The sequence below is a fragment of the Polymorphospora sp. A560 genome, from assembly GCF_045781765.1.
GTDB classification, from domain to species: Bacteria; Actinomycetota; Actinomycetes; order Mycobacteriales; family Micromonosporaceae; genus Polymorphospora; species Polymorphospora lycopeni.
This window is the reverse complement of record NZ_CP122282.1, coordinates 870,618-891,108: the sequence shown is the minus strand read 5'-3', so window position 1 is coordinate 891,108 and position 20,491 is coordinate 870,618. Positions and strand designations below refer to the sequence as shown.

The window sequence follows — 20,491 nt, the reverse complement described above, 5'->3', positions numbered from 1 at the left end:
TGTCGTGTCGCTCACTGCGCCACCCCCGCGGACGGTGCGATGTCTTCGGCGTAGTACCGCTTCCGGTCGGCTTCGGACAGGTGGCAGGCCACCAGGTGACCACGCTCCTGAACCTGGCGCAGTTCAGGCACCTCGGTGAAGGAACGGTCGCCGTTACGTCCGGCGTACCGGCACCGGGGGTTGAAGGCACACCCGGACGGCAGGTTGATCAACGACGGCGGATTGCCCTTGATCGGCACGAGTTCCGCGTCGGCGTCACCGTGCAGGGACGGCACGCTGGCGAGCAGACCCCAGGTGTACGGGTGCTGCGGCCGGCGGAGCACCTGCTCGGTGCTGCCGAACTCGACCGCCCGGCCGCCGTACATCACCAGGACGTCGTCGGCGACCTGGGCGACCACGCCGAGGTCATGGGTGATCATGATGATCGCGGAGTTGAACTCCTTCTGCAGGTCCTCGAGCAGGTCCAGGATCTGCGCCTGCACGGTCACGTCGAGCGCGGTGGTCGGCTCGTCGGCGATCAGCAGGTCGGGGTCGTTGACCAGGGCCATCGCGATCATCGCCCGCTGGCGCATGCCGCCGGAGAACTCGTGCGGGTAGGCGTTGGCCCGCTTCTGTGGCTGCGGGATGCCGACCCGGTCGAGCATCTCGACGGCCCGCTTGTTGGCCTCGGCCTTCGACGCCGACGGGTGGTGCACCTTGTACGCCTCGGCGATCTGCCGCCCCACCTTGTAATAGGGATGCAGAGCCGACAGCGGATCCTGGAAGATCATGGCCATGTCCCGGCCACGCAGCCGCCGCACCTGTTCGTCGGCCATCCCGACGATGTTGCGGCCGCCCACCTGGATCTCACCCGAGATCCTGGTGCGCTTGGCGTTGTGCAGGCCGAGGATGGACAGGCTGGTGACCGACTTGCCGGAGCCGGACTCCCCGACGATGCCGAGGGTGCGGCCGCGCTCCACCGAGAACGAGATGCCGTCGACCGCGCGGACCACGCCGTCCTCGGTGTTGAACTGCACCTTCAGGTCCTTGACCTGGAGGTACGGGCCCTTCGCCGCGTCGGTCGCGGCGGTGTTGGCGGAGGCCGAAGTACTCATAGCTGCTCCCCTGGCCTCAGCCGAGCCGGACACGCGGATCGATGACGGCGTACAGCATGTCGACGATGATGTTCATCGTCACGATGAAGAAGGCCGCGATGAGCACCGTGGCCATGACCACCGGCAGGTTGAGCTCGCCCACCGCCTCGACCGCCGCCCGGCCGATGCCGTTCAGGCTGAAGACCGACTCGGTGATGAGCACACCGCCCAACTGGACGCCGAGGTCCAGGCCGGCGATCGTCACGATCGGGGTGATGGCGGCGCGCAGCGCGTGCCGGCCGTTGACGGTGCGGTTCGGCAGCCCCTTGGCCCGGGCGGTACGAACGAAGTCCTCCGACAGCGTCTCCACCATCTGGGCGCGGGAGAAGCGGGCGTAGGCTGCCGAGTTGATCAGGCCCAGGGTGATCCACGGCAGCAGCAGACCACTCGCCCAGGCCACCGGATCCTGGGTTATCGGGGTATATGACGGATTCGGTAGCACGCCCAGGGTGTAGACCAGGAGCAGCAACAACAGGAACCCGAGGGTGTAGATCTGGGTCGAGGCGAAGCCGAGCGAGAGTGCGATGGCGCCCCGGTCGAACAAGGTGCCCTTCCGCAGCGCGGAGATCATGCCCAGTCCGACGCCGACGGTCAGGTAGATGACCATCGCTCCACCGACGACGCTCGCCGTCACCGGGAAGGAGCGCTTCATCATGTCGGTGACCGGCTCGCGACCACGGAACGAGTAGCCGAGGCACGGTGCGGGGCACTCGCGGACGGTGGTGGCGTCGACGATGGTGCGGCCGACGAAGACACCCTTGACGAAGTCCGCGTACTGCTGGTGGGCCGGACGGTCGAGCCCGAGGCTCTCGTTGACCTGCGCGATCCGCTCCGGGGAGCAGTTCTTGCCACACATGACGTACGCCGGGCTCGACGGCACCATGAAGAAGAGCGCGAAGCCCACGATCGAGACCAGGATCAACGTCATCGCTCCCAGGAGCAGACGCTTTATCAGGAAACGGAGCATTTAATCAGCACTTTCGGCCGGTCACCGGGTCATCGGTGACGAGCGGCGGGATGGCCGGGGTCCGGCCATCCCGCCGTCGCTGTTACTTACTTACGGCTTGACGAAGATGGTGTTGAGGGTCAGGTGACCGAACGAGTCGCTGAGGAACGTCCCGCCGATCTTCGAACCGAACATCTCGTAGTTGCCGATGTACCAGAGCGGCACGACCGGGGCGTGGTCCCGCATGATCTTCTCGTCGAGCGCCTGCCAGGCGCCCTCGGCCTCGGCGACCGGCAGCGTCTGGATCCGGTCGATCTCGGCGTTCACGTCCTCGGCGTTGAAGTACGCCAGGTTGTTGTTACCGGTGTCGCGGATCGAACGGCCGTCGAACAGGGCCGGGAAGACCGTCGAGGCGCTCGGCCAGTCAGCACCCCAGCCACCACGGATCAGGTCGAACTGGTTGCTCTTGGTGCCGACCGTGGCGTAGTAGGTCGCCGAGTCCAGCGGGTTCAGCACGATGTCGAAGCCGGCCTTGGCCAGCATCTCCTTGTACAGCGCGGCCCGGTTCTGGTGGGCGGCGGTGTTCGGGAAGGCGTAGGTCAGCTTGACGGTCTGGCCGCCGAGCAGTTCCTTGGCCTTCTCGGCGTCACCGGTCTGGCCACCGTCGTAGGCGTTGTAGTCCTTGTAGCCCGACAGGGTCGGCGACATCAGGGTGGCGCCGAAGGAGTGGATACCACCGGTCTGCTTGATGAGCGCGTCCCGGTCGATCGCGTAGTTCAGCGCCTGGCGGACCTTGAGGTCGGTCACCCGCAGGTTGTTGATGTAGAGGTACTCGACGTACTGCGACGGGCCCTTGGCGACCCGCTCGGCAACCTCACCGGACTGGGTCTTCGGCAGGTTGGCCGCCGGCACGTTCGACCACATGATCGCCGACTGGTCGTCCGGCGCGTTCGCGATGATCCGGTTGGACGCGGTCTCGGCGTTGGTGCCGAACTCGACCCGGATGCCGTCCGGGTAGGCGTTGCGGATCGGGTCGGTGGCGGCGTCCCAGTGCGGGTTACGGACCATGTTGATGAACTGGTCGTACTGGTGCTCCTGGATCATGTACGGACCCGAGGAGACCGGCTTGAGGTCGTAGTCGGCCTTGGTGTCCTTCGCGGCCGGGACCGGAGCGGTCGTCGGCATGGCCACCGCGTACGGGGTCTCGCACCGCGGCTTGGCGAAGGTGAAGGTGATGGTGTTGCCCTCGACGGTGACACCCGGAACCTGCGCGCCGGCCGACTGGAACGGGCCCTTGTAGGTGGTGTTGTATTCGGTGCTGTCGGCCAGCCACTGCTGGAGGTACAGCGGGCCGTCGCCCCAGTCCGGGTCGAACGAGCGCGAGATGCCGTAGACCACATCCTGCGCGGTGATCGGCGAGCCGTCCTCGAACTTGAGGCCGTCCTTCAGCGTGTACTTCCAGGTCTTGCAGTCGCTGTTGACGTCCTCACCGGCGTTGGTGGCGAGGTCGCCGACCAGCCGCAGCTTGCCGGTGCCGTCCTCCTTGTAGCCGGTCAGCGTCCGGGCGAACTGGGTCGCGAAGGACAGCGCGTCAGACACGTAGATCTTCTGCGGGTCCAAGTGCGCGAATTCGGACTCGTGGAGAATCTTGACGACGCCACCCTTGGTGGCGCCGGGAACCTCCTTCGCCGGGCCCTGGGACTCGGCGGGGTCGGTCGCGATGGTGCCGGTCTGGACTACAGCGTCTCCGTTGCCGTTGTCGGAATCGGTGGTCTCCGAGCAACCCGTGGCAACCAGAGCGACCGCCAGAACGCCGGCAGAGAGCGCTCCAAGCTTCCGTCGCACGTCTTTCTCCTTCCCTCCTGCCGTTCCGCACCTGGGCCACTCGGCCCGCCACGGCGGGAACGGAAGCATATTTTTAATCTTCTATGGGGACCGCTCGGACCTACTTGTCCGACTTGGGGTCGAGCGCGTCACGCAACGAGTCGCCGAACAGGTTGAAGGCGAGCACGAGGAGGAACACCGTCAGTGCCGGCCACAGGAAGTAGGTCGGCATCGGCTCCAGGTATTCCCGCGCCGCGTAGACCAGCCGACCCAGGTCGGGGGTCGGCTCGATCACGCCGATGTTGAGGAACGACAGGGCGGCCTCGGCGGTGATGAAGGCGGGCAGCGCCAGCGAGAAGGTCACCAGGATCGGCGCCCAGATGTTGGGCAGAAGCTGGCGGAAGAGGATGTGCGGGGTGCGCGCGCCGGCGGCTCGGGCGGCGTCGACGTACTCCCGCTCGCGCAGCGAGAGCACCTGGCCGCGGACCAGCCGGGCCGTCGACATCCACCCGAAGAGCGAGAAGACCCCGATGATCACCGCGATCCGGAACCACCCCGGCACCTCTTCGCCCGGCTCGTAGAAGTAGAGGTTGACGATCGGGATGACCGCGAGCGCGAAGATCAGGAAGGGGAAGGCGAGCATGAAGTCGACGAGCCAGGTGATCGCCTGGTCGATCCAGCCGCCGAAGTAGCCGGCGACGATGCCCATCACGATGCCGACCACGACGGTGATGACCGCTGCCACCGAGGCGATGAGCAGCGAGGTGCGCAGGCCGTAGACGAGCTGCATGAAGACGTCACGCCCGCTGCCACCCTGGAGACCCAGCCAGTGCTCGCTGGACATGCCGCCGGCGTAGCCGAGCGGGAAGCCCTGCCGGTTGAGCTTGTCGCTGTGGTTCTGGGTCGGACTCACCCCGTAGAACATCTCGATGAGCGGTGCGGCGAGCGCGACGACCGCGAAGAAGACGACGAGCGAGAAGCTGAAGATGGCCGTCTTGTCGCGCTTGAGCCGCAGCCACGCGAGCTGCCCCGGCGACCGCCCCACGAAGTTCCGCTCTTCGGCGGTGGTCTGGGGCGCGTCGGTCGGGGAACCGACCTCCATCGCCGAGCCTGTCATCCCGTCACCGACGGGCTGCATGCCGGGCGGAGAGGTGGTGCTACTCATGGACCGGGGCCTCCTTTGCCGACGAAGGATCGCTTCGTCTGTTCGGCAAAAGCTAGCCCGCTGACAGCGACTTTCGGAATAGCCCAATGCATCGTTCAGATAACAGGTCAATCACTGGACGACGGTCCCGTTGTAACAGTCAGTCGTTAACCAGTCGACGGGCACATACCCTACCGGACAGGCAGGTTTCGGGCGCACCCATATGGCTCGTATGATCGTTCCATGGGCTTTCCGGCGTCGGCGCCATCACTTTCCGACGTAAGTCGGGCACTTGCCGTATTCGCCCATCCGGACGATGTCGACTTCGGTTCTGCCGGCACGGTCGCCTCCTGGATCGACCAGGGTATCGACGTCAGTTATTTGTTGATCACGCGCGGAGATGCCGGCGGATACGACGACACACCCCGCGAGCGGATGCGAGAGATCCGCGAACAGGAACAACGCGCGGCTGCCGCCGCGGTCGGCGTCCAGCAGGTCGACTTCCTCGACGGGTACGCCGACGGGACGCTGACCCCGACCCTGGACCTACGCCGCGACATCACCGCCGCGATCCGCCGCTTCCGTCCCGACCGGGTGCTCACCAGCTCACCGCTGCGCCGCTGGGAACGGCTCGCCGGCCCCAGCCACCCCGACCACCTCGCCGTCGGCGAGGCGACCACCTGCGCCATCTATCCCGACGCCCGCAACCGCTTCGCCTTTCCGGAGCTGCTGGAGCGGGGACTGGAGCCCTGGGTGGTGCGGGAGGTCTGGTACGCCGGCGGGCCGGCGCCCGATCACGTCGTCGACATCACCGGGATGTATCCGCGCAAGCTCGCCGCGATGCGGGCGCACGCCACCCAGACCGCGCACATGGACCTGGAAACCTGGTTGCGCGACGTCCTGACGACCGTGGCCGAGAACGCCGGGCTCCCCGCCGGGCGGCTGGCCGAGGCGTTCACGGTGTTGCGTACGGAGTGACCCCGGCGGTCAGCCCAGCCGGCGGTCGTCAGACAAGTCGACGGTCGGCGGCCCAGCGGGACAGCTCGTAACGGTTGGACATCTGCAGCTTGCGCAGCACGTTCGACACGTGCGTCTCCACCGTCTTGATCGAGATGAACAGCTCCTTGGCGATCTCCTTGTAGGCGTACCCACGGGCCAGCAGCCGCAGCACCTCCCGCTCACGGTTGGTAAGCTGGTCCAGCTCCGGGTCGGCGACCGGCGTGTCGGGCCGGGCGGCGAAGGCGTCGAGCACGAAACCGGCCAGCCGCGGGCTGAACACCGCGTCGCCGTCGGCCACCCGGCGGATCGCCGCGGCCAGGTCGTCCGGCGAGATGGTCTTGGTGACGTATCCCCGGGCACCGGCCCGGATCAGCCCGATCACGTCCTCGGCGGCATCGGACACACTCAGGGCCAGGAACCGCACCTGCGGATGCGTACGCCGCAGCGCCTCCAGCACCGCCCGGCCGCCCCCGTCCGGCATGTGTACGTCGAGCAGCACCACGTCCGGCTCGGTGGCGGCGATCCGGCTGAGCGCCTCGGCCACCGTGCTCGCCTCGCCGATCACGTCGACGTGCGCGCCGAGTTCGGCGCGTACGCCGGCCCGGAACATCGCGTGGTCGTCGACGAGGAACACGCGCAGCCGCCGCTGGGTGTCGCCGCCGGCGCCCGCCCCGGCCTCCGCCTGCTGGTCGGTCATCTGCGCTACCTGTCCTTCCCTGACGACGAACTGTCCCGTGCCGTCGGCATGATCAGCCTTACCTCGGTGCCCTCACCCGGCTCGCTGCGGATCTCGGCCCGCCCGCCGTGCCGCTTCATCCGCCCGATGATCGAGCCGCGTACCCCGTGCCGATGATCTTCCACCGTCGACAGGTCGAAGCCGGCGCCACGGTCGCGGACGAACACGCTCACCTGTTCGGGCTCCACCTCAGCGTAGAGCGACACGGTCTGCACCTTCGCGTGCCGGGCCGCGTTGACCAGCGCCTCGCGGGCCGCGGCGACCAGGGCCGCGACGTGTTCGTCGGTTTCCCGGTCACCGACCACCACCGCTTCGACGGTGATCGCGTAGGTGTCCTCGACCTCGGCCGCCGCCTGCTCCAGCGCGGCGGCGAACCGTTCGGTCGGCGAGCCGGTCGGCTTGTAGAGCCAGTTGCGCAACGACCGCTCCTGGCCGCGGGCCAGCCGCTGGACCGTCTTGACGTCGCCGGCGTTGCGCTGGATCAGGGCCAGGGTGTGCAACACCTGGTCGTGGATCATGGCGGCGAGTTCGGCCCGTTCCTGCTCGCGGATGCGGCCCTCGCGCTCGGCGCGCAGCTGGTTGAAGATCCGCCACAGGACCGGTGCCGCCACCACGGTGACGCCGGCCAGGCCGACCAGGGCGAAGATGATCCCGTTGAGTACGGCGTCGAAGCTCTCCTGCGGCGAGTAGACCGCGACGACGCCGATGATGCCGACCGCCACCAGCAGGCCGCCGCCGATGAAGCGCAGCACGAAGGCGCGCCGGTCGCTCTCCTCGACGACCGCGCCGAGCCACGGCACCGGCATGCCCTCGCTCCACTGCCGGCGGCGCTCCGGGGCGGACTGGTGCCAGATCACGCCGGCCCCCACGGCGACGATCGCCACCAGCCAGCCGGCGGTGCCGGCGACGCCGGTGGACCCGAAGACCATGAGCTGGATGATCATCACGCCGATGCCGATGGCGACGAACGGGAGCATCTGCATGAGGTCACGGCGGGGCGGCGGCTGCGCGCCGTCGGGGCGTACCGGCACGACCGCCCAGAACGCGGCGTACAGCAGCAGGCCCAGCCCGCTCAGGCTGAGCAGCACGACGAAGGCGATCCGGACCGCGGTGACCGGGATGGCGAGGTGCTGCGCCACCCCCGAGGCCACTCCGGCGACCATGCGTTGGTCGCGGGAGCGGTAGAGGCGGGGCGGCTGGATCGCGGTGGTGATCGTCGGCTCCCTGCTCGGTGCCGGCGGGCGGTGCCGGCGGGACGTCGGCCGCCGAACTGCTGGTCGGCCGGCCCCGGACCGGCTGTCCGGGGTCTCTTCGATCGTCACACGCCGTGGTGTCCTCCGGCCACGGGGACGCCCCGGACATTCGGCGCCCGGATCTCAGGGTGCGTTCAGGGTCCGATCCTGACGACGGTCGGGTCGGTCGGGGGAAAGGATTCTCGTATGACCGATGAAGCTGCCGAGTCCCGCAGACCGGCAACGGCGGAGCCCGCCGGCCAGTCGCAGCACCCGCTGCCCGGCTCGGCACCTTCCGCCGCCGACGACAGCCCGCCCGCCGCCGACAGTCCTCCCGCCACCGGCGACAGTCGCCCCGCCGCCGCACCGGCCGGTGCGGAAGCACCGGCCACGCCACCACCGCCGGCCATGCCGGCGCCGAAGGCCATGCCGGCACCGGCACCGATGCCCGCCCCGCCGTCGATGCCGGCCGGCACACCACCGGCCGATCCGCCGCCCGCCGCCGGGCCGGCCGCTCGCACGCCCACCGGCAGCCCGACGGCCGAGACGCCGGCCGCCGCGCCGTCGCGGCCCACGGACCCGCCGCCGGCGCCGGGCGGGCCACCACCGTCCGGACCACCACCCGGCGGACCCGGCGGCCCTCCCGGTGGCACCGGCGGCCCACCGCCCGGTGGGCCCGGTGGGTTTCCCCCGTGGGGGGCGGGGCCGACGCGCGGCGCCTTCGCCTCGCGGTACGGCCTGGTGCGCCCGCGCGACGGCCGCTACCTGGCCGGCGTGTGCGCCGCGATCGGCCGGGCCACCAACACCGACCCGATCCTGTGGCGGGTGCTGCTGGCCGTACTCGGGTTCTTCGGCGGTATCGGCATCCTGGTGTACGTCGCCGTCTGGCTGCTCACCCCGGCCGAGGGTGACAGCACGTCCCCGGTCGAGTCGATGCTCGGCCGCGGCCGGTCGAGCATGTCGCCGGTGACGGTGATCGTGCTCGGTGTCCTCGTCGCGGTGATGTTCGGCTTCATCGTCACCGACTCGTTCCGCGCCGTCATGCTCGGCACGGCGGTCCTCATCGGGGGTGCGCTGCTGCTCAACCGCAACAGCGCCGGACCGCCGCCGAACGGCCCGGGCGGCGGCGGGGCACCACCGCCGGCCGCCCCGCCCGGGGGCGGCCCGGGTCCGGGCGTACCGCCGTACCCCGGCCCGGCCGCGGCGCCGTACCCCGGCCCGGCACCGGTGTTCCCGCCGGGTCCGGTGCCGCCGGCACCGGCCACCGGCGGCGTGCATGCCGCGTACCAGCCGGCGGGCCACCACACCCCGCCGGGCGCGGCGGCATCGCCGGACCTCACGAAGTCGCCGGTCGCGGCCGGTCCGCCCGACCTCACGAAATCCCGGCCGGTGCCGCCGGCGCACCCGCCCACGGTCGGCTCCCCGTCGCCGTACGTCTCGGAGACGGCCCCGTCGCCGGCCGGGACCGACCGCACGGCGGTGACCGCCGTACTGCCGCCGGTCTGGCCCGCCGGACCGCCGGTGTCGGTGCCCCCGCCGCCGTTGGGACCGGGGGGCGGCTACCGGCCGCCGTTCGCCCCGCACGGCCCGTACGCCGGAGCCGGTCCGCTTCCGCCGGTGCCGCCCAAGCCGGTGAAACCACCGAAGCCGCCCAAGGAGCGGTCGCCGCTCGGCGCCGCCACCTTCTCAATGATCTTCGTGCTGCTCGGCCTGCTGGCGCTGCTACAGGTGGCCGGTGTGGTCTCGCCCGGCCCGTCCGCGTACTTCGCGGTGGTGCTGGCCACGATCGCGGTCGGCCTGCTGGTCGGTGCCTGGTTCGGGCGGGCCCGGTGGCTGATCGCTCTCGGACTGGTCGCCGCCGCCGCACTCGGCTTCACCACGATGGTCGAGTCGTACAACGACGGCCGGCCGGACCAGGCGGTCGTCGTCTGGAGTCCGACCTCGCACGACGAACTGGCCACCCGCTACTCGAACACCTTCGGGGACGCCACCCTCGACCTGCGCTCGGTGGACTTCAGTGGGCAGGACACCCAGATCACCGTCGACGTCGCCCTCGGAACGGTCACCGTACTCGTGCCGCCCCAGGTCGACGTGGTGGCCGTGACCAACATCGGCGCCGGCGACGCGCGGGTCTTCGGCCAGCGCTGGAGCGGCATCGACAGCAACAACCGCGAGGTACGCGATCTCGGCGCCGACGGCACCGGCGGCGGCGACCTGCGCCTGTACCTGAACGTCAAAGCCGGCGATGTGGAGGTTCGGCGATGAAGGCACACCGTACCGACGGGGTCTCACTGACCTTCGCACTGATCTTTCTCGGCCTGGCCGGCTGGTGGCTGCTCGCCCAGATCTTCCACCTCGCGCTGCCGACGGTGGGCTGGTTCCTGGCCAGCGGGCTGATCCTGCTCGGCGTGTTCGGTCTGATCGGCGCGCTGCGGTCGGGCCGCTCCGCGCCGGCCGGCGAAGGGCCCGGTGCGGTCGCCCCGACCAGCGGTGGTGCCCCCGATCCGGTGAGCGGCGCGCCGTACGAGCCGGTCACCGGGCCGCCGGCCGACTCCGGGGACGCCCGCCGGCTGTGACGTGATCACGGCGGGGCCGCCTATGCTGGCCGATGGAGGTACCGCCGCCATCGGCCGGTCCGCGGCCCCGCTGACCGGATGCGGCACAGCCCGTCACGCGGCCCGAGCGGCACGCGTCCGACCTGATCTGCGAGGAGCCCGCCCGACATGACCGAGTCCCCCGCCGTACGCGTGACCGGCCTGCGCGGCCCGGCCCGCATCGGCGAGCGCGCCGCCCGGACCCTGACCACCGAACTCGCCCGGCATCAGGCGCCGAAGACCGCGCTGCTGGTCGACGCGTCGCCCGACTCCGCCACCCTGGCCGCGGCGATCGACGCGCTGCTGCCCGGTGACGCGCTCACCCTGGTGCCCGCCGAGGCAGGTCAGGCCGCCGCGCTGCGGGAGCACGTCACGGAGCAGGGGCGGTGGGTCGCCGACCGGGTACGCGTGGTCGACTCGCTCGCCGAGGCCGACCCGGCCGACGTGGTGATGGTCGCCGAGCCCCTCGCCGGCACCGCCGAGGAGACCCGGACCGCGCTGGACGCGCTGACCAAGCACCTGACCGACGGCGCGGTGCTGTCGGTCGCCGTACCGGCGCTGCCCGGCGCGACGCCGGGCGCCGCCGCCGAACTCGACCGGCAGGGCGCGCTCTTCGGAGTCGGCACCGACCTGGTGCTGCGCAACCAGCCGCCGGTACGGGTGTACCGGCTCCGGTTCACCGCGGCCGACCCGGCGACCGCCGACAAGCTGACGCCGGCCTACCGGCCGTCGAGCGTGCCGCTGACCCGGAGCATGCACATCGACTCCAACGGGGTCGCCGCGGCCGGGATCGCGCTGGGGCTGGCGGTCCTGTCCCGGGTGAGCCGGCCGAAGTCGAAGCTGTGGCTGGTACCGGCGCTGGCCACCGTACCGGTCGCGGCGTTCTTCCGGGACCCGGAGCGGGATGTGCCCGACGACGGGTCGGCGGTCGTGGCCGCCAGCGACGGCAAGGTGCTGTCGGTCGAACGGCTGCGTGACGAGCGCTTCGGCGACCAGGAGTTCCTGCGGGTCGCGGTGTTCCTGTCGGTGCTCGACGTGCACGTCAACCGGGCCCCGGTCGCCGGCAAGGTGGTCGACTACTTCGTCGCCGACGGCGGGTTCGCCGCCGCGATGAAGCCGGACGCCGAGCACAACGTCGCCGCCTACACGGTGCTCGACACCAGCCGGGGCACGGTGGTGGTGGCGCAGCGGACCGGCCTGATCGCCCGCCGGATCGTGCAGCGGGCGCCGGTCGGGTCGTTGCTGGCCCGCGGTGAGCGGTTCGGCCTGATCCGGTTCGGTTCGCGGACCGACGTCTACCTGCCGGCCGACGCCGCCGACCCGCACGTGGCCCCCGGCGACCGGGTGCTGGGCGGTTCGTCGGTCATCGCCCGCTGGCGCTGACCCGTACGACATCGACGGCCGCCACCCCGAACGGGGTGGCGGCCGTTTCGTACGTGCGTCAGGCGGCGCGCGAGATGCCCTGCGCGGCGCGGCGCTCGCGCAGCCAGAGCAGCGGACCGCTGATCAGGTATCCGGCGACGACGAGCGCGAACGTCAGCCGGGGGTTGACCAGGGCACCGATGATCGGGGCGAGCCAGAGCCACGGCGGAAGCTTGATCAGGCGGGCCAGCTTGGCGTACGGGAAGCTGGACACCATCGCGATGGCCAACACCGCGACCCCGGTCACCTGCACCCATCCGGGCGCCGGCAGGCCGATCAGCACCGTGACGGCGAGCACGGCGGCGGCCATCGTGGTGGGCACGCCGCAGAAGAACCGGCCGTCCTTCGGCGAGACGTTGAAGCGGGCCAGCCGGATCGCCGCGCAGGCGGCGACCAGCGCGCAGGCCACGGCGGCGGCAGTGGCCGAGACGGTGCCGGCCAGCGACGCGTAGACGACCACGGGCGCGGCCAGCCCGAACGAGCACATGTCGGCGAGCGAGTCCATCTGGGCGCCGAACGGGCTCGACACGCCGAACCGGCGGGCCAGCGCACCGTCGAGGCCGTCGAAGCCGACGCAGGCGATCAGGCAGAACGCGGCATTCTGGATCTCACCCTGCATCGCCAGGAAGATCGCCATCAGGCCGAGGGTCAGGCTGGTCAGCGTGCAGGCGTTGACGACGAGGAACTTGACCCGGCGGGCCGTCGTCCGCTCCCCCGGCAGCAGCGGGATGGTCATGCCCTGGGCGTCGGCGTCGACCGCGCTGGACGGCCCGACGGCGGGACTGACCGGGACGGCGGCCGTGATCTCGGCGGCGGTCGGCGGGGTCGGCCCGAACGGGGCCGGGGCGCTCGGCACGTGGTCGGAACGCATCATCGCCGTGCGGGCGGAGGAGTCGCCGCGCCGACCGACCCGTACGAGAAGCGCCTGGCGAGCGATTGTGCCGCCCCGACGCAGACGCCCTGCCCAGCGGCGGCCCGCGGGGCGCGGGCTGTCGGTCGTACGACGACGTCGCCAAGGGGTTCTCGGCACGTATCCCTCCAACACGGGATGGTCGATCCGCCGCCTCGGCGGCCACCCGATTTTGCGGCCTACACCATCGCACAGTGAGCGAAGATTCGCGATAGGTGTCTGCGGATCTTGTTTTGGGTGCACCGTACGGCGTTCAGACGATCGTGGCCGGGCTTTCGTTCCCGGTCGTGACCGCTGTCGCGCAGGTCGCCGCCGCACCGGCCGATCGGGCCGCCCGGTCGACGCCCTTCCACCACGGATCTTACCGGAAGCCGCCATACCGGTACTTTCGCTACCGGTCACGCTCCGTGGCTGGCCGGTCGACGAGGAGCGGCAGCGCGGCGGCGGCGACATCGGTGAGGGGCAAACTGACGGCCCGCGCCACGGGGAACCAGGCCGCGTCGGCCGTCGATCCGCCGGCCGCCTCGGTGACCCGGGCCGGGGTGGGTGTGTCGACGACGACGCGGAAGATCGCCCGGACCGCGTGCCAGTCGATCGGATAGCCCTCCGGCCCGACCGCGGCCGGGTTACGCCGGTGCGAGACGTCGAGCAGCGCCGTGATCCGGCCGACCTGGTCGGCTTCCTCGGCGAGTTCGCGCAGCAGCGCGGCGACGGGTTGCTCGCCGTGGTCGGTGCCGCCACCGGGCAGGTGCCAGGATCCGGCGCCCGGGTAGCCGGAGGCGATAAGCGTCAGCAGCACCCGGCCGGCGGGGTCGGTGACCAGCCCGTACGCGGCGAAGCGCTGGCCTCGCGCCGGCCGTTCGCCACCGGCCGGGGTCACCTGCCCGTGCCCGGTCCCGGCGGCCGCCGGTGCGGCGTCGGCGGACGGCACCGCGCGGTCGGCCGGTACCGGCTCGACCGGGCGGCCGAGCAGTTCGGCGGTGAACGGCATCAGCGGCAGCGCGGCCAGCCGCCCGGGCTCGACCCACTCGGCACGGTCGCTGGTGCCAGCCGGTTCGGCGCGTAGCGTCCTGCCAGCCGGTTCGGCGCGCAGCGTCCCGCCAGCCGGTTCGGCGCCCAGCGTCCCGCCCAGCGGGGCGACGTCGTAGATGACCCGGTCGGTGTGTACGGCACCGTCCGGACCGGCCCGCACGTCGGCGACCACGGCCCGCAGGCCGCGTACGCCGACGGCGAGACCGGTCTCCTCGGCGAACTCGCGGACGACCGCGTCGGCCGGGTGCTCGCCGTGCTCGATGCCACCGCCGGGCACCTGCCAGACGCCGGGGCGTCCGGTGGCGGCCGAAGCTCTGACCAGCAGTAGTCGACCGTCGGCAGCCACACAGACCCCGTACGCCGCGATCCTTCGCCGACGATCCACCCGCACCCCCCGTCGCCACTGGCGGCTCCGACGGGTCGATCGTACGGTCCGGGTTCAGACGAGCTGGACGGCCCGCATCGCCTCGGCGGTGACCTCGGTCATCCGGTCGGCGGGCAGCTCGGCGATCTCCTGCGGCCCGAACCAGCGCGCCTCGCAGGTCGAGCCTCCGACGTCGCCGACGGTCGGCGGGGCCGGGGTGTCGACCGCCACCCGGTAGAAGGCCCGCACCCCGTGCCAGTCGATCGGATAGCCCTCCGGGCCGAGCGACGCCGCGTCGCGGTGGCTCGCCACCCCGAGCAGCTCGACCAGCCGACCGCGCTGGCCGGTCTCCTCGACCAGTTCGCGGATGAGCGCGGCGCCGGGCTGCTCGCCGTAGTCGGTGCCGCCGCCGGGCAGGTGCCAGCGGCCGGCTCCGGGATAGCCGTCGGAGACCCGGGTGAGCAACACCTGGCCGGCGGGGTCGGTGGCGACCGCGTACGCGGCGAAGCGCTGCGCGCGGTGCAGCCCGTCCGGGCCGGGCACGGCGTAGAACGACGGGAAGTCGGGCGCCTCGTCGGGGCGCAGGTCGATCGGCTCGGCGGGCAGCCCGAGGGCGGTGGCCGTGAAGGGGCGCAGCGGCATCCCCTTCGCCTCGTCGAGGGTGACCCAGCGGGCCAGGTCGGTGGGCTGGCCGATCCGGTCGTAGAGGTTTCCGCCCCGCACCGATCCCTGGTAGATCAGCCGGTCGGTGTGGATGGTGACGCCCCGGTGCGGCAGCGAGCGCATGTCGGCGAGCACGTCGCTCAGGCCGGTGACGGCGATGGAGAGTCCGGTCTCGGCGGCCGTCTCGCGCACGACCGTGTGGTTGGGGTCCTCACCGTGGTCGACCGCACCGCCGGGCAGCGACCACACACCGGGTGTGCCCGAGCGGGGAGAGGCCCGGACCAGCAACACACGGTCATCGGAATCGACACAGAGGGCATACGCCGCGATCCTGCGAAGCGGCTCCAGCGCGGGGGTCACAGCGGTCGATTCTTCCCGAATCATGTGACACGTCTATGACGCGAGTCAGATTCCTGACAGGCTATCGCCCATCCGGGGACAGTCAGGGTAGGGCTCAGGAGAGTCACCGAGGGCGGCGGGCCCGTCGGCGCGGGAGTGTGGAGGCATGACTCAATCACCTCCCCAACAGCCGACCGCCCACCCGCCCTACAAGCAGCTGCGCCGGCCGACCACCGACCGGATGGTCGCCGGGGTGGCCTCCGGCATCGGCCGATACTTCAACGTCGACCCGACACTCGTCCGGGTGCTCTTCGCCGTGGCCGTCCTGGCGACCGGCGGGCTTCTGCTGCTGACGTACCCGGTCGTCTGGTTCCTGATGCCCGAGGAGCCGGCGAACGCCCCGGCCTGGCCGCACCCGGCGGCCGGCCCGTACCCGGGTGGGCCGGACCCGACGCCGGGCAGCTACCCGCCCGCCGGGCCCACCCCGCCGAACTGGTCGAAGGTGGCCGACCCGCCGCCAGCGGCGTGACCGGTCACTCCCACTCGATGGTGCCCGGCGGCTTGCTCGTCACGTCGAGCACCACCCGGTTGACCTCGGGCACCTCGTTGGTGATGCGGGTGGAGATCCGGGCGACGACGTCGTACGGCAGACGCGACCAGTCGGCCGTCATCGCGTCCTCGCTGGAGACCGGTCGCAGCACCACGGGGTGCCCGTAGGTACGGCCGTCGCCCTGCACACCCACGCTGCGTACGTCGGCGAGCAGCACCACCGGGAACTGCCAGACGCCGCGCTCCAGACCGGCGGCGGCGAGTTCCTCGCGGGCGATCAGGTCGGCGACGCGGAGCACCTCCAGCCGGTCGCGGGAGACCGCGCCGATGATCCGGATGGCCAGTCCGGGGCCCGGGAACGGGTGCCGCCAGACCATGACCTCGGGCAGGCCCAGTTGCAGGCCGAGCGTGCGTACCTCGTCCTTGAAGAGGGTGCGCAACGGCTCGACCAGCGAGAACTGGAGGTCGTCGGGAAGGCCGCCCACGTTGTGGTGCGACTTGATGTTGGCGGTGCCGGTGCCGCCGCCGGACTCGACCACGTCGGGGTAGAGCGTGCCCTGGACCAGGAACTCGACGTCCCCGGCGGCGGCGACCTCGCGGGCGGCGGCCTCGAAGACCCGGATGAACTCCCGTCCGATGATCTTGCGCTTGTCTTCCGGGTCGGTGACCCCGTCGAGCGCGCCGAGGAACCGGTCGGCCGCGTCGACGACCTTCAGCTTGATGCCGGTCGCCGCGACGTAGTCCTTCTCCACCTGCTCGGCCTCGCCGGCCCGCAGCAGACCGTGGTCGACGAAGACGCAGGTGAGCTGGTCACCGACGGCCTTGTGCACCAGCGCCGCCGCCACCGCGGAGTCGACACCGCCGGACAGCGCGCAGATGATCTCCTTGTCACCGACCTGGGCCCGGATCCGGGCCACCTGCTCGTCGATGATGTTCTCCGGCGTCCAGGTCGGCTCGATGCCCGCCACGTCGTAGAGGAACCGGGACAGCACCGTCTGCCCGTGCTCGGTGTGCAGCACCTCGGGGTGGAACTGCACGCCGGCCCGGCGGCCCACGACGTCCTCGAACGCGGCCACCGGCGCCCCGGCCGACTCGGCCGTCACGGTGAACCCGGTCGGCGCCTCGGTCACGCAGTCGCCGTGGCTCATCCACACCGGCAGCTCGGCCGGCAGCTCACGCAGCAGCACGCCGGCCTGCGGCCGTACGGTCAGCGGGGTGCCGCCGTACTCGCTGCGACCGGTGCGGGCGACGGTGCCGCCGAGCACCTGGGCCATCGCCTGGAACCCGTAGCAGATGCCGAAGACCGGTACGCCGGCATCGAAGAGGGCGCCGTCGACCTGCGGCGCACCCGGCGCGTAGACGCTGGACGGGCCGCCGGAGAGGATGATCGCGGCGGGATCCTTCGCCAGCATCTCGGCCACCGGCATCGAGTGCGGGACGATCTCCGAATAGACCCGCGCCTCACGGACGCGGCGGGCGATCAACTGGGCGTACTGGGCGCCGAAGTCGACGACGAGGACCGGGCGGGGCGTGCTCATGTGCTCAGAGCCTACCCACCGTCACCGGCACCGCCACGACAGGCCGCCCGGTCCCGCCCGGCCGGCCGGAGCCGCGCCGGGCGACCCCCCGCCCGGGGGCGTCGCCGCAGCTCAACGACTGATCGGCGACGGTCGCTTCAGCGACGCAGGGCCGCCGGGGCGTCGGCGGGCACGGCTGGCCGCCGGGGCGGCACCGGCCCGATCCGGTCGTACGGCGCGCCCTGCGGCGGGCGGGGGTCCGGATCGCCGCGGTTGGGCCAGAACGACAGCGCCCGCTCCGCCTGCGCGGTGATCGTCAGGGCCGGGTTGACGCCGAGGTTCGCCGACACCGCCGCCCCGTCGACCACGTGCAGGCCGGGGTGGCCGTACACCCGGTGGTAGGGGTCGACCACGCCGTCGGCGGCGCTGCCGCCGATCACCGCACCGCCGAGGATGTGCGCGGTCATCGGGATGTCGACCGCCTCGGTGACCGCGCCGCCGGGGTGACCGCCGATCTCCTCGGCCAGCAGCCGCGCCGCCGTGTTGCCGGCCGGGATCCAGGTCGGGCTGGGCGGGCCGTGGCCCGGCCCGGTCGCCAGCCGCCGGCCACCGGTCCAGGTCCGCCGCAGCCGGGTGGTCAGCGAGTTGTCCGCCGACTGCATCACCAGCGCGATGACCGTACGACGGGACCAGTCCCGCACCGACAGCTGCCGCAGCGACGTGAGCGGGCGGCGGGCCAGCGTGCCGAGCCAGCGGCGGAACCGTCGGGGGCCGCCGTCGACCAGGGCCGACTGGAGCAGCCCCAACAGGTTCGAGCCGGGCCCGTAGCGGACCGGTTCGACGTGGGTCTGCCGGTCGGGATGGAACGAACTGGTGATCGCCACCCCGTGGCTGAAGTCGAGGTTCCGCCGCCGGGCCGCCGGCCGGGGCACCGAGGCGCCGAGGATCGCCTCGGAGTTGGTCCGGGTCAGCGCGCCGATCCGGGCGGACAGGTCGGGCAGCGCACCGCTGTCCCGCATCGTGTGCAGCAGCCGCTGGGTGCCCAGCGCCCCGGCGGCGAAGACGACCTGGTCCGCCTCGACGGTCCGGCGCCGGCCGGTCCAGCTTCCGGTGCGTACGGTCGTCACGAGGTAGCCGCCGGCCGGCGCGGGACGTACGGCGGTGACCGTGGTGCGCGGGTGGATCCGCGCCCCGAGCCGCTCGGCCAGCCACAGGTAGTTCTTCACCAGGGTGTTCTTGGCGCCGTGCCGGCAGCCGGTCATGCAGGCGCCGCAGTGCAGGCAGCCGGTCCGGTCCGGACCGGCGCCGCCGAAGTACGGATCGCGGCGCACCTCGCCGGGCCGGCCGAGATGGACCCCGACCGGCGTCGGTCGGTGCGTGTGCCCGACCCCCATCCGCTCCGCGACCGCCCGCATCGCCTCGTCGGCGGCCGTCCGGACCGGGTACGTCGTCCCGCCCAGCATCCGTCGCGCCTGGTCGTAGTGCGGGGCGAGTTCGGTACGCCAGTCGGCGAGGTGGCGCCACTGTGGATCGTCGTAGAAGTCGGGCAGCGGCTCGTAGAGGGTGTTGGCGTAGACCAGGGAGCCGCCGCCGACCCCGGCGCCGGAGAGCACCAGCACCCCGGCGCCCCGGCCGCGGCGGGCCGGGCGGAGCAGGCTGATCCGCTGGATGCCGTACCAGCCGAGGCGTGGCGCCCAGAGAAAGCGGTGCAGCCGCCACGACGTACGGGGCAGTTCGTGGTCGGCGAACCGCCGACCGGCTTCCAGAACAGCGACCGAATAGCCCTTCTCCACCAGCCGTAGTGCGGCTACGCTGCCGCCGAACCCGGAACCGATGACGACCACGTCGTACCGCATGCGGGTCATTTTCTCGGCCGGGTACCTTTCACGCCACGGGTCGGCGCGGTCTGCGCAGGAGGAAAGTCGATGACTGGACAGGGCAGGCGCCGGCGCCTCGTCTTGTGGTGCGTGGCGATCGTCGCGGCGGTCGGGCTGCTCGGCGGCGCCGCGGTCGTCGTCGACGGGTATCTGGAACGGCGCTATCCGATCTCGACCGCCGACCTGTTCGGACCGTCGGGCCCGGCGAGCGCGGCCGGCGGCGGCACCCCGACCGCCAGCCCGACGCCGCGGCCCGGGGCCGACCTCAAGGGTCCGCTCGACATCCTGCTGGTCGGCATCGACACCCGCGAAAGCGTGCCGGACTGGCAGCCGAACGCCGACGCGATCATGATCCTGCGGGTGGACGCCGACCTGAAGAGCGGCCACCTGGTCGCCCTCCCCCGGGACCTGCTGGTGGACATTCCCGCCTTCCCGGCCTCCGGCTACCGGGGCGGCCGAAACAAGATCAATGCCGCGATGGTGTACGGCAGCCGGCAGCGTGACGGCGGCACGCCGGACGTCGCCCGCGGCTTCCAGCTGCTGGCCCGTACGGTGAGCGACTACACCGGGATCGACGAGTTCGACGCGGGCGCGGTGCTGAACTTCCGGGGCTTCCGCAACCTCGTCGACGCGGTCGGCGGCGTCGACCTGCACATCGACCAGCGGGTCGCCTCGATCCACCTGCGGCCCGACGGCAAGCTGCGCACCGCGTCGAGGTCGGGCGGCTACACCGGGCCGCAGATGGTCTACGAGCCCGGCCTGCGCCACCTCAACGGCTGGCAGGCGCTCGACTACGCCCGGCAGCGGTACGACCTGCCGAACGGCGCGTACGACCGGCAGCGCCACCACCAGCAGTTGATCAAAGCGCTGCTGCGTGGGGTGCTGGCCAGCTCGATGGCCACCAATCCGCTGGCCGTCGGCCAGGTGCTGACCGCGATCGGTGACGCCCTGGTCTTCGACGGCCGCGGCCAGCGGCCGATCGACTTCGCGTTCGCGCTCAGCGACCTGCGGCCGGAGAACCTGACCCTGGTCGGCCTGCCCGGCTCCGGGGTCGGCACCGGCTCGGGCTACCGCGGCGAGCAGCTCGACGAGATCGGCCGGCGCTACCTCGCCGAGCTACGGGCCGGCCGGGAGGACGAGTTCGTCGCCGCCAACCCGTCGCTGGTGCTGCAGGGCTGACCGGCCGGCGGCTCAGCTCGCGCGCGGTGCC

The 20,491-nt window shown here is 71.8% G+C and carries 17 protein-coding genes; 6 read left to right on the top strand and 11 right to left on the bottom strand.

The annotated features are described in order from the left end of the window. Window positions 1–11 precede the first annotated feature (11 nt). The 4 genes from QCD66_RS04200 to QCD66_RS04185 form a co-directional block, all read right to left on the bottom strand. Window positions 12–1,094 carry an ABC transporter ATP-binding protein gene (locus tag QCD66_RS04200; protein ID WP_364215695.1) on the bottom strand — a complete coding sequence of 361 codons (1,083 nt, stop codon included), beginning with the start codon at window positions 1,092–1,094 and terminating at the stop codon, window positions 12–14. A gap of 16 nt (window positions 1,095–1,110) precedes the next feature. Beyond that, window positions 1,111–2,100: an ABC transporter permease gene (locus QCD66_RS04195; protein WP_212822819.1), complete on the bottom strand. Its 990-nt coding sequence runs from the start codon at window positions 2,098–2,100 to the stop codon at window positions 1,111–1,113. Between the two features lie 90 nt (window positions 2,101–2,190). Then, entirely contained in the window at window positions 2,191–3,924 is a 1,734-nt protein-coding gene (locus QCD66_RS04190; protein ID WP_364215691.1) for an ABC transporter substrate-binding protein, read from the bottom strand. A gap of 100 nt (window positions 3,925–4,024) precedes the next feature. Beyond that, window positions 4,025–5,068: an ABC transporter permease gene (locus tag QCD66_RS04185; RefSeq protein WP_364215688.1), complete on the bottom strand. Its 1,044-nt coding sequence runs from the start codon at window positions 5,066–5,068 to the stop codon at window positions 4,025–4,027. A 222-nt stretch (window positions 5,069–5,290) separates the two neighbouring features. Between QCD66_RS04185 and QCD66_RS04180 the strand changes: the two genes are divergently transcribed. Further along, a complete protein-coding gene (locus QCD66_RS04180) occupies window positions 5,291–6,025 on the top strand; it encodes a PIG-L deacetylase family protein (RefSeq protein ID WP_407567003.1) in 735 nt (244 codons plus the stop codon). 28 nt (window positions 6,026–6,053) lie between these two features. On the opposite strand, the gene QCD66_RS04175 is transcribed toward QCD66_RS04180, so the two are convergent. Beyond that, window positions 6,054–6,743 carry a response regulator transcription factor gene (locus QCD66_RS04175; RefSeq protein WP_357533981.1) on the bottom strand — a complete coding sequence of 230 codons (690 nt, stop codon included), beginning with the start codon at window positions 6,741–6,743 and terminating at the stop codon, window positions 6,054–6,056. Window positions 6,744–6,748: 5 nt separating this feature from the next. Next, on the bottom strand, window positions 6,749–7,996 hold the full coding sequence (locus tag QCD66_RS04170; protein ID WP_375736774.1) for a PspC domain-containing protein: 1,248 nt from the start codon (window positions 7,994–7,996) through the stop codon (window positions 6,749–6,751). Between the two features lie 426 nt (window positions 7,997–8,422). Here QCD66_RS04170 and QCD66_RS04165 point away from each other — a divergent pair, with 426 nt between their 5' ends. The 3 genes from QCD66_RS04165 (at window position 8,423) to QCD66_RS04155 (ending at window position 11,991) form a co-directional block, all read left to right on the top strand. Then, the gene (locus tag QCD66_RS04165; protein ID WP_407567233.1) at window positions 8,423–10,279 is read left to right on the top strand and encodes a PspC domain-containing protein; all 1,857 of its coding nucleotides are present in this window, start codon (window positions 8,423–8,425) and stop codon (window positions 10,277–10,279) included. Then, a complete protein-coding gene (locus QCD66_RS04160; protein WP_364215676.1) occupies window positions 10,276–10,590 on the top strand; it encodes a hypothetical protein in 315 nt (104 codons plus the stop codon). The genes QCD66_RS04165 and QCD66_RS04160 overlap by 4 nt, the downstream gene beginning before the upstream one ends. A gap of 147 nt (window positions 10,591–10,737) precedes the next feature. Next, complete coding sequence (locus QCD66_RS04155; RefSeq protein ID WP_375736368.1) at window positions 10,738–11,991, top strand: phosphatidylserine decarboxylase; 1,254 nt, start codon at window positions 10,738–10,740, stop codon at window positions 11,989–11,991. A gap of 58 nt (window positions 11,992–12,049) precedes the next feature. Here QCD66_RS04155 and QCD66_RS04150 read toward each other — a convergent pair whose 3' ends face one another. From QCD66_RS04150 to QCD66_RS04140, 3 genes are all read right to left on the bottom strand, one after another. After that, the gene (locus tag QCD66_RS04150; RefSeq protein WP_375736367.1) at window positions 12,050–13,060 is read right to left on the bottom strand and encodes a CDP-alcohol phosphatidyltransferase family protein; all 1,011 of its coding nucleotides are present in this window, start codon (window positions 13,058–13,060) and stop codon (window positions 12,050–12,052) included. Between the two features lie 271 nt (window positions 13,061–13,331). Further along, window positions 13,332–14,357, bottom strand: a complete 1,026-nt coding sequence (locus tag QCD66_RS04145) for an NUDIX hydrolase (protein WP_375736366.1) — start codon at window positions 14,355–14,357, stop codon at window positions 13,332–13,334. A 54-nt stretch (window positions 14,358–14,411) separates the two neighbouring features. Continuing rightward, a complete protein-coding gene (locus tag QCD66_RS04140; RefSeq protein ID WP_364215667.1) occupies window positions 14,412–15,359 on the bottom strand; it encodes an NUDIX domain-containing protein in 948 nt (315 codons plus the stop codon). 145 nt (window positions 15,360–15,504) lie between these two features. Here QCD66_RS04140 and QCD66_RS04135 point away from each other — a divergent pair, with 145 nt between their 5' ends. Continuing rightward, complete coding sequence (locus QCD66_RS04135; RefSeq protein ID WP_364215664.1) at window positions 15,505–15,867, top strand: PspC domain-containing protein; 363 nt, start codon at window positions 15,505–15,507, stop codon at window positions 15,865–15,867. Window positions 15,868–15,871: 4 nt separating this feature from the next. On the opposite strand, the gene guaA is transcribed toward QCD66_RS04135, so the two are convergent. Both guaA and QCD66_RS04125 read right to left on the bottom strand, forming a co-directional pair. Then, a complete protein-coding gene (gene guaA, locus QCD66_RS04130) occupies window positions 15,872–17,425 on the bottom strand; it encodes a glutamine-hydrolyzing GMP synthase (protein ID WP_364215661.1) in 1,554 nt (517 codons plus the stop codon). A 137-nt stretch (window positions 17,426–17,562) separates the two neighbouring features. Next, window positions 17,563–19,260, bottom strand: coding sequence for a GMC family oxidoreductase (locus tag QCD66_RS04125; RefSeq protein WP_364215658.1), 1,698 nt, complete (start codon window positions 19,258–19,260; stop codon window positions 17,563–17,565). A 69-nt stretch (window positions 19,261–19,329) separates the two neighbouring features. Between QCD66_RS04125 and QCD66_RS04120 the strand changes: the two genes are divergently transcribed. Then, window positions 19,330–20,460, top strand: coding sequence for an LCP family protein (locus QCD66_RS04120; RefSeq protein ID WP_375736365.1), 1,131 nt, complete (start codon window positions 19,330–19,332; stop codon window positions 20,458–20,460). The last annotated feature ends 31 nt before the right edge of the window (window positions 20,461–20,491 follow it).

Coding starts and splice junctions, on each gene's coding strand:
- QCD66_RS04175 (WP_357533981.1), bottom strand. CDS start 6,743: ATGACCGACCAGCAGGCGGAGGCCGGGGCGGGCGCCGGCGGCGACACC.
- QCD66_RS04160 (WP_364215676.1), top strand. CDS start 10,276: ATGAAGGCACACCGTACCGACGGGGTCTCACTGACCTTCGCACTGATC.
- QCD66_RS04120 (WP_375736365.1), top strand. CDS start 19,330: ATGACTGGACAGGGCAGGCGCCGGCGCCTCGTCTTGTGGTGCGTGGCG.
- QCD66_RS04180 (WP_407567003.1), top strand. CDS start 5,291: ATGGGCTTTCCGGCGTCGGCGCCATCACTTTCCGACGTAAGTCGGGCA.
- QCD66_RS04185 (WP_364215688.1), bottom strand. CDS start 5,068: ATGAGTAGCACCACCTCTCCGCCCGGCATGCAGCCCGTCGGTGACGGG.
- QCD66_RS04135 (WP_364215664.1), top strand. CDS start 15,505: ATGACTCAATCACCTCCCCAACAGCCGACCGCCCACCCGCCCTACAAG.
- QCD66_RS04155 (WP_375736368.1), top strand. CDS start 10,738: ATGACCGAGTCCCCCGCCGTACGCGTGACCGGCCTGCGCGGCCCGGCC.
- guaA (WP_364215661.1), bottom strand. CDS start 17,425: ATGAGCACGCCCCGCCCGGTCCTCGTCGTCGACTTCGGCGCCCAGTAC.
- QCD66_RS04165 (WP_407567233.1), top strand. CDS start 8,423: ATGCCGGCGCCGAAGGCCATGCCGGCACCGGCACCGATGCCCGCCCCG.
- QCD66_RS04195 (WP_212822819.1), bottom strand. CDS start 2,100: ATGCTCCGTTTCCTGATAAAGCGTCTGCTCCTGGGAGCGATGACGTTG.
- QCD66_RS04125 (WP_364215658.1), bottom strand. CDS start 19,260: ATGCGGTACGACGTGGTCGTCATCGGTTCCGGGTTCGGCGGCAGCGTA.
- QCD66_RS04200 (WP_364215695.1), bottom strand. CDS start 1,094: ATGAGTACTTCGGCCTCCGCCAACACCGCCGCGACCGACGCGGCGAAG.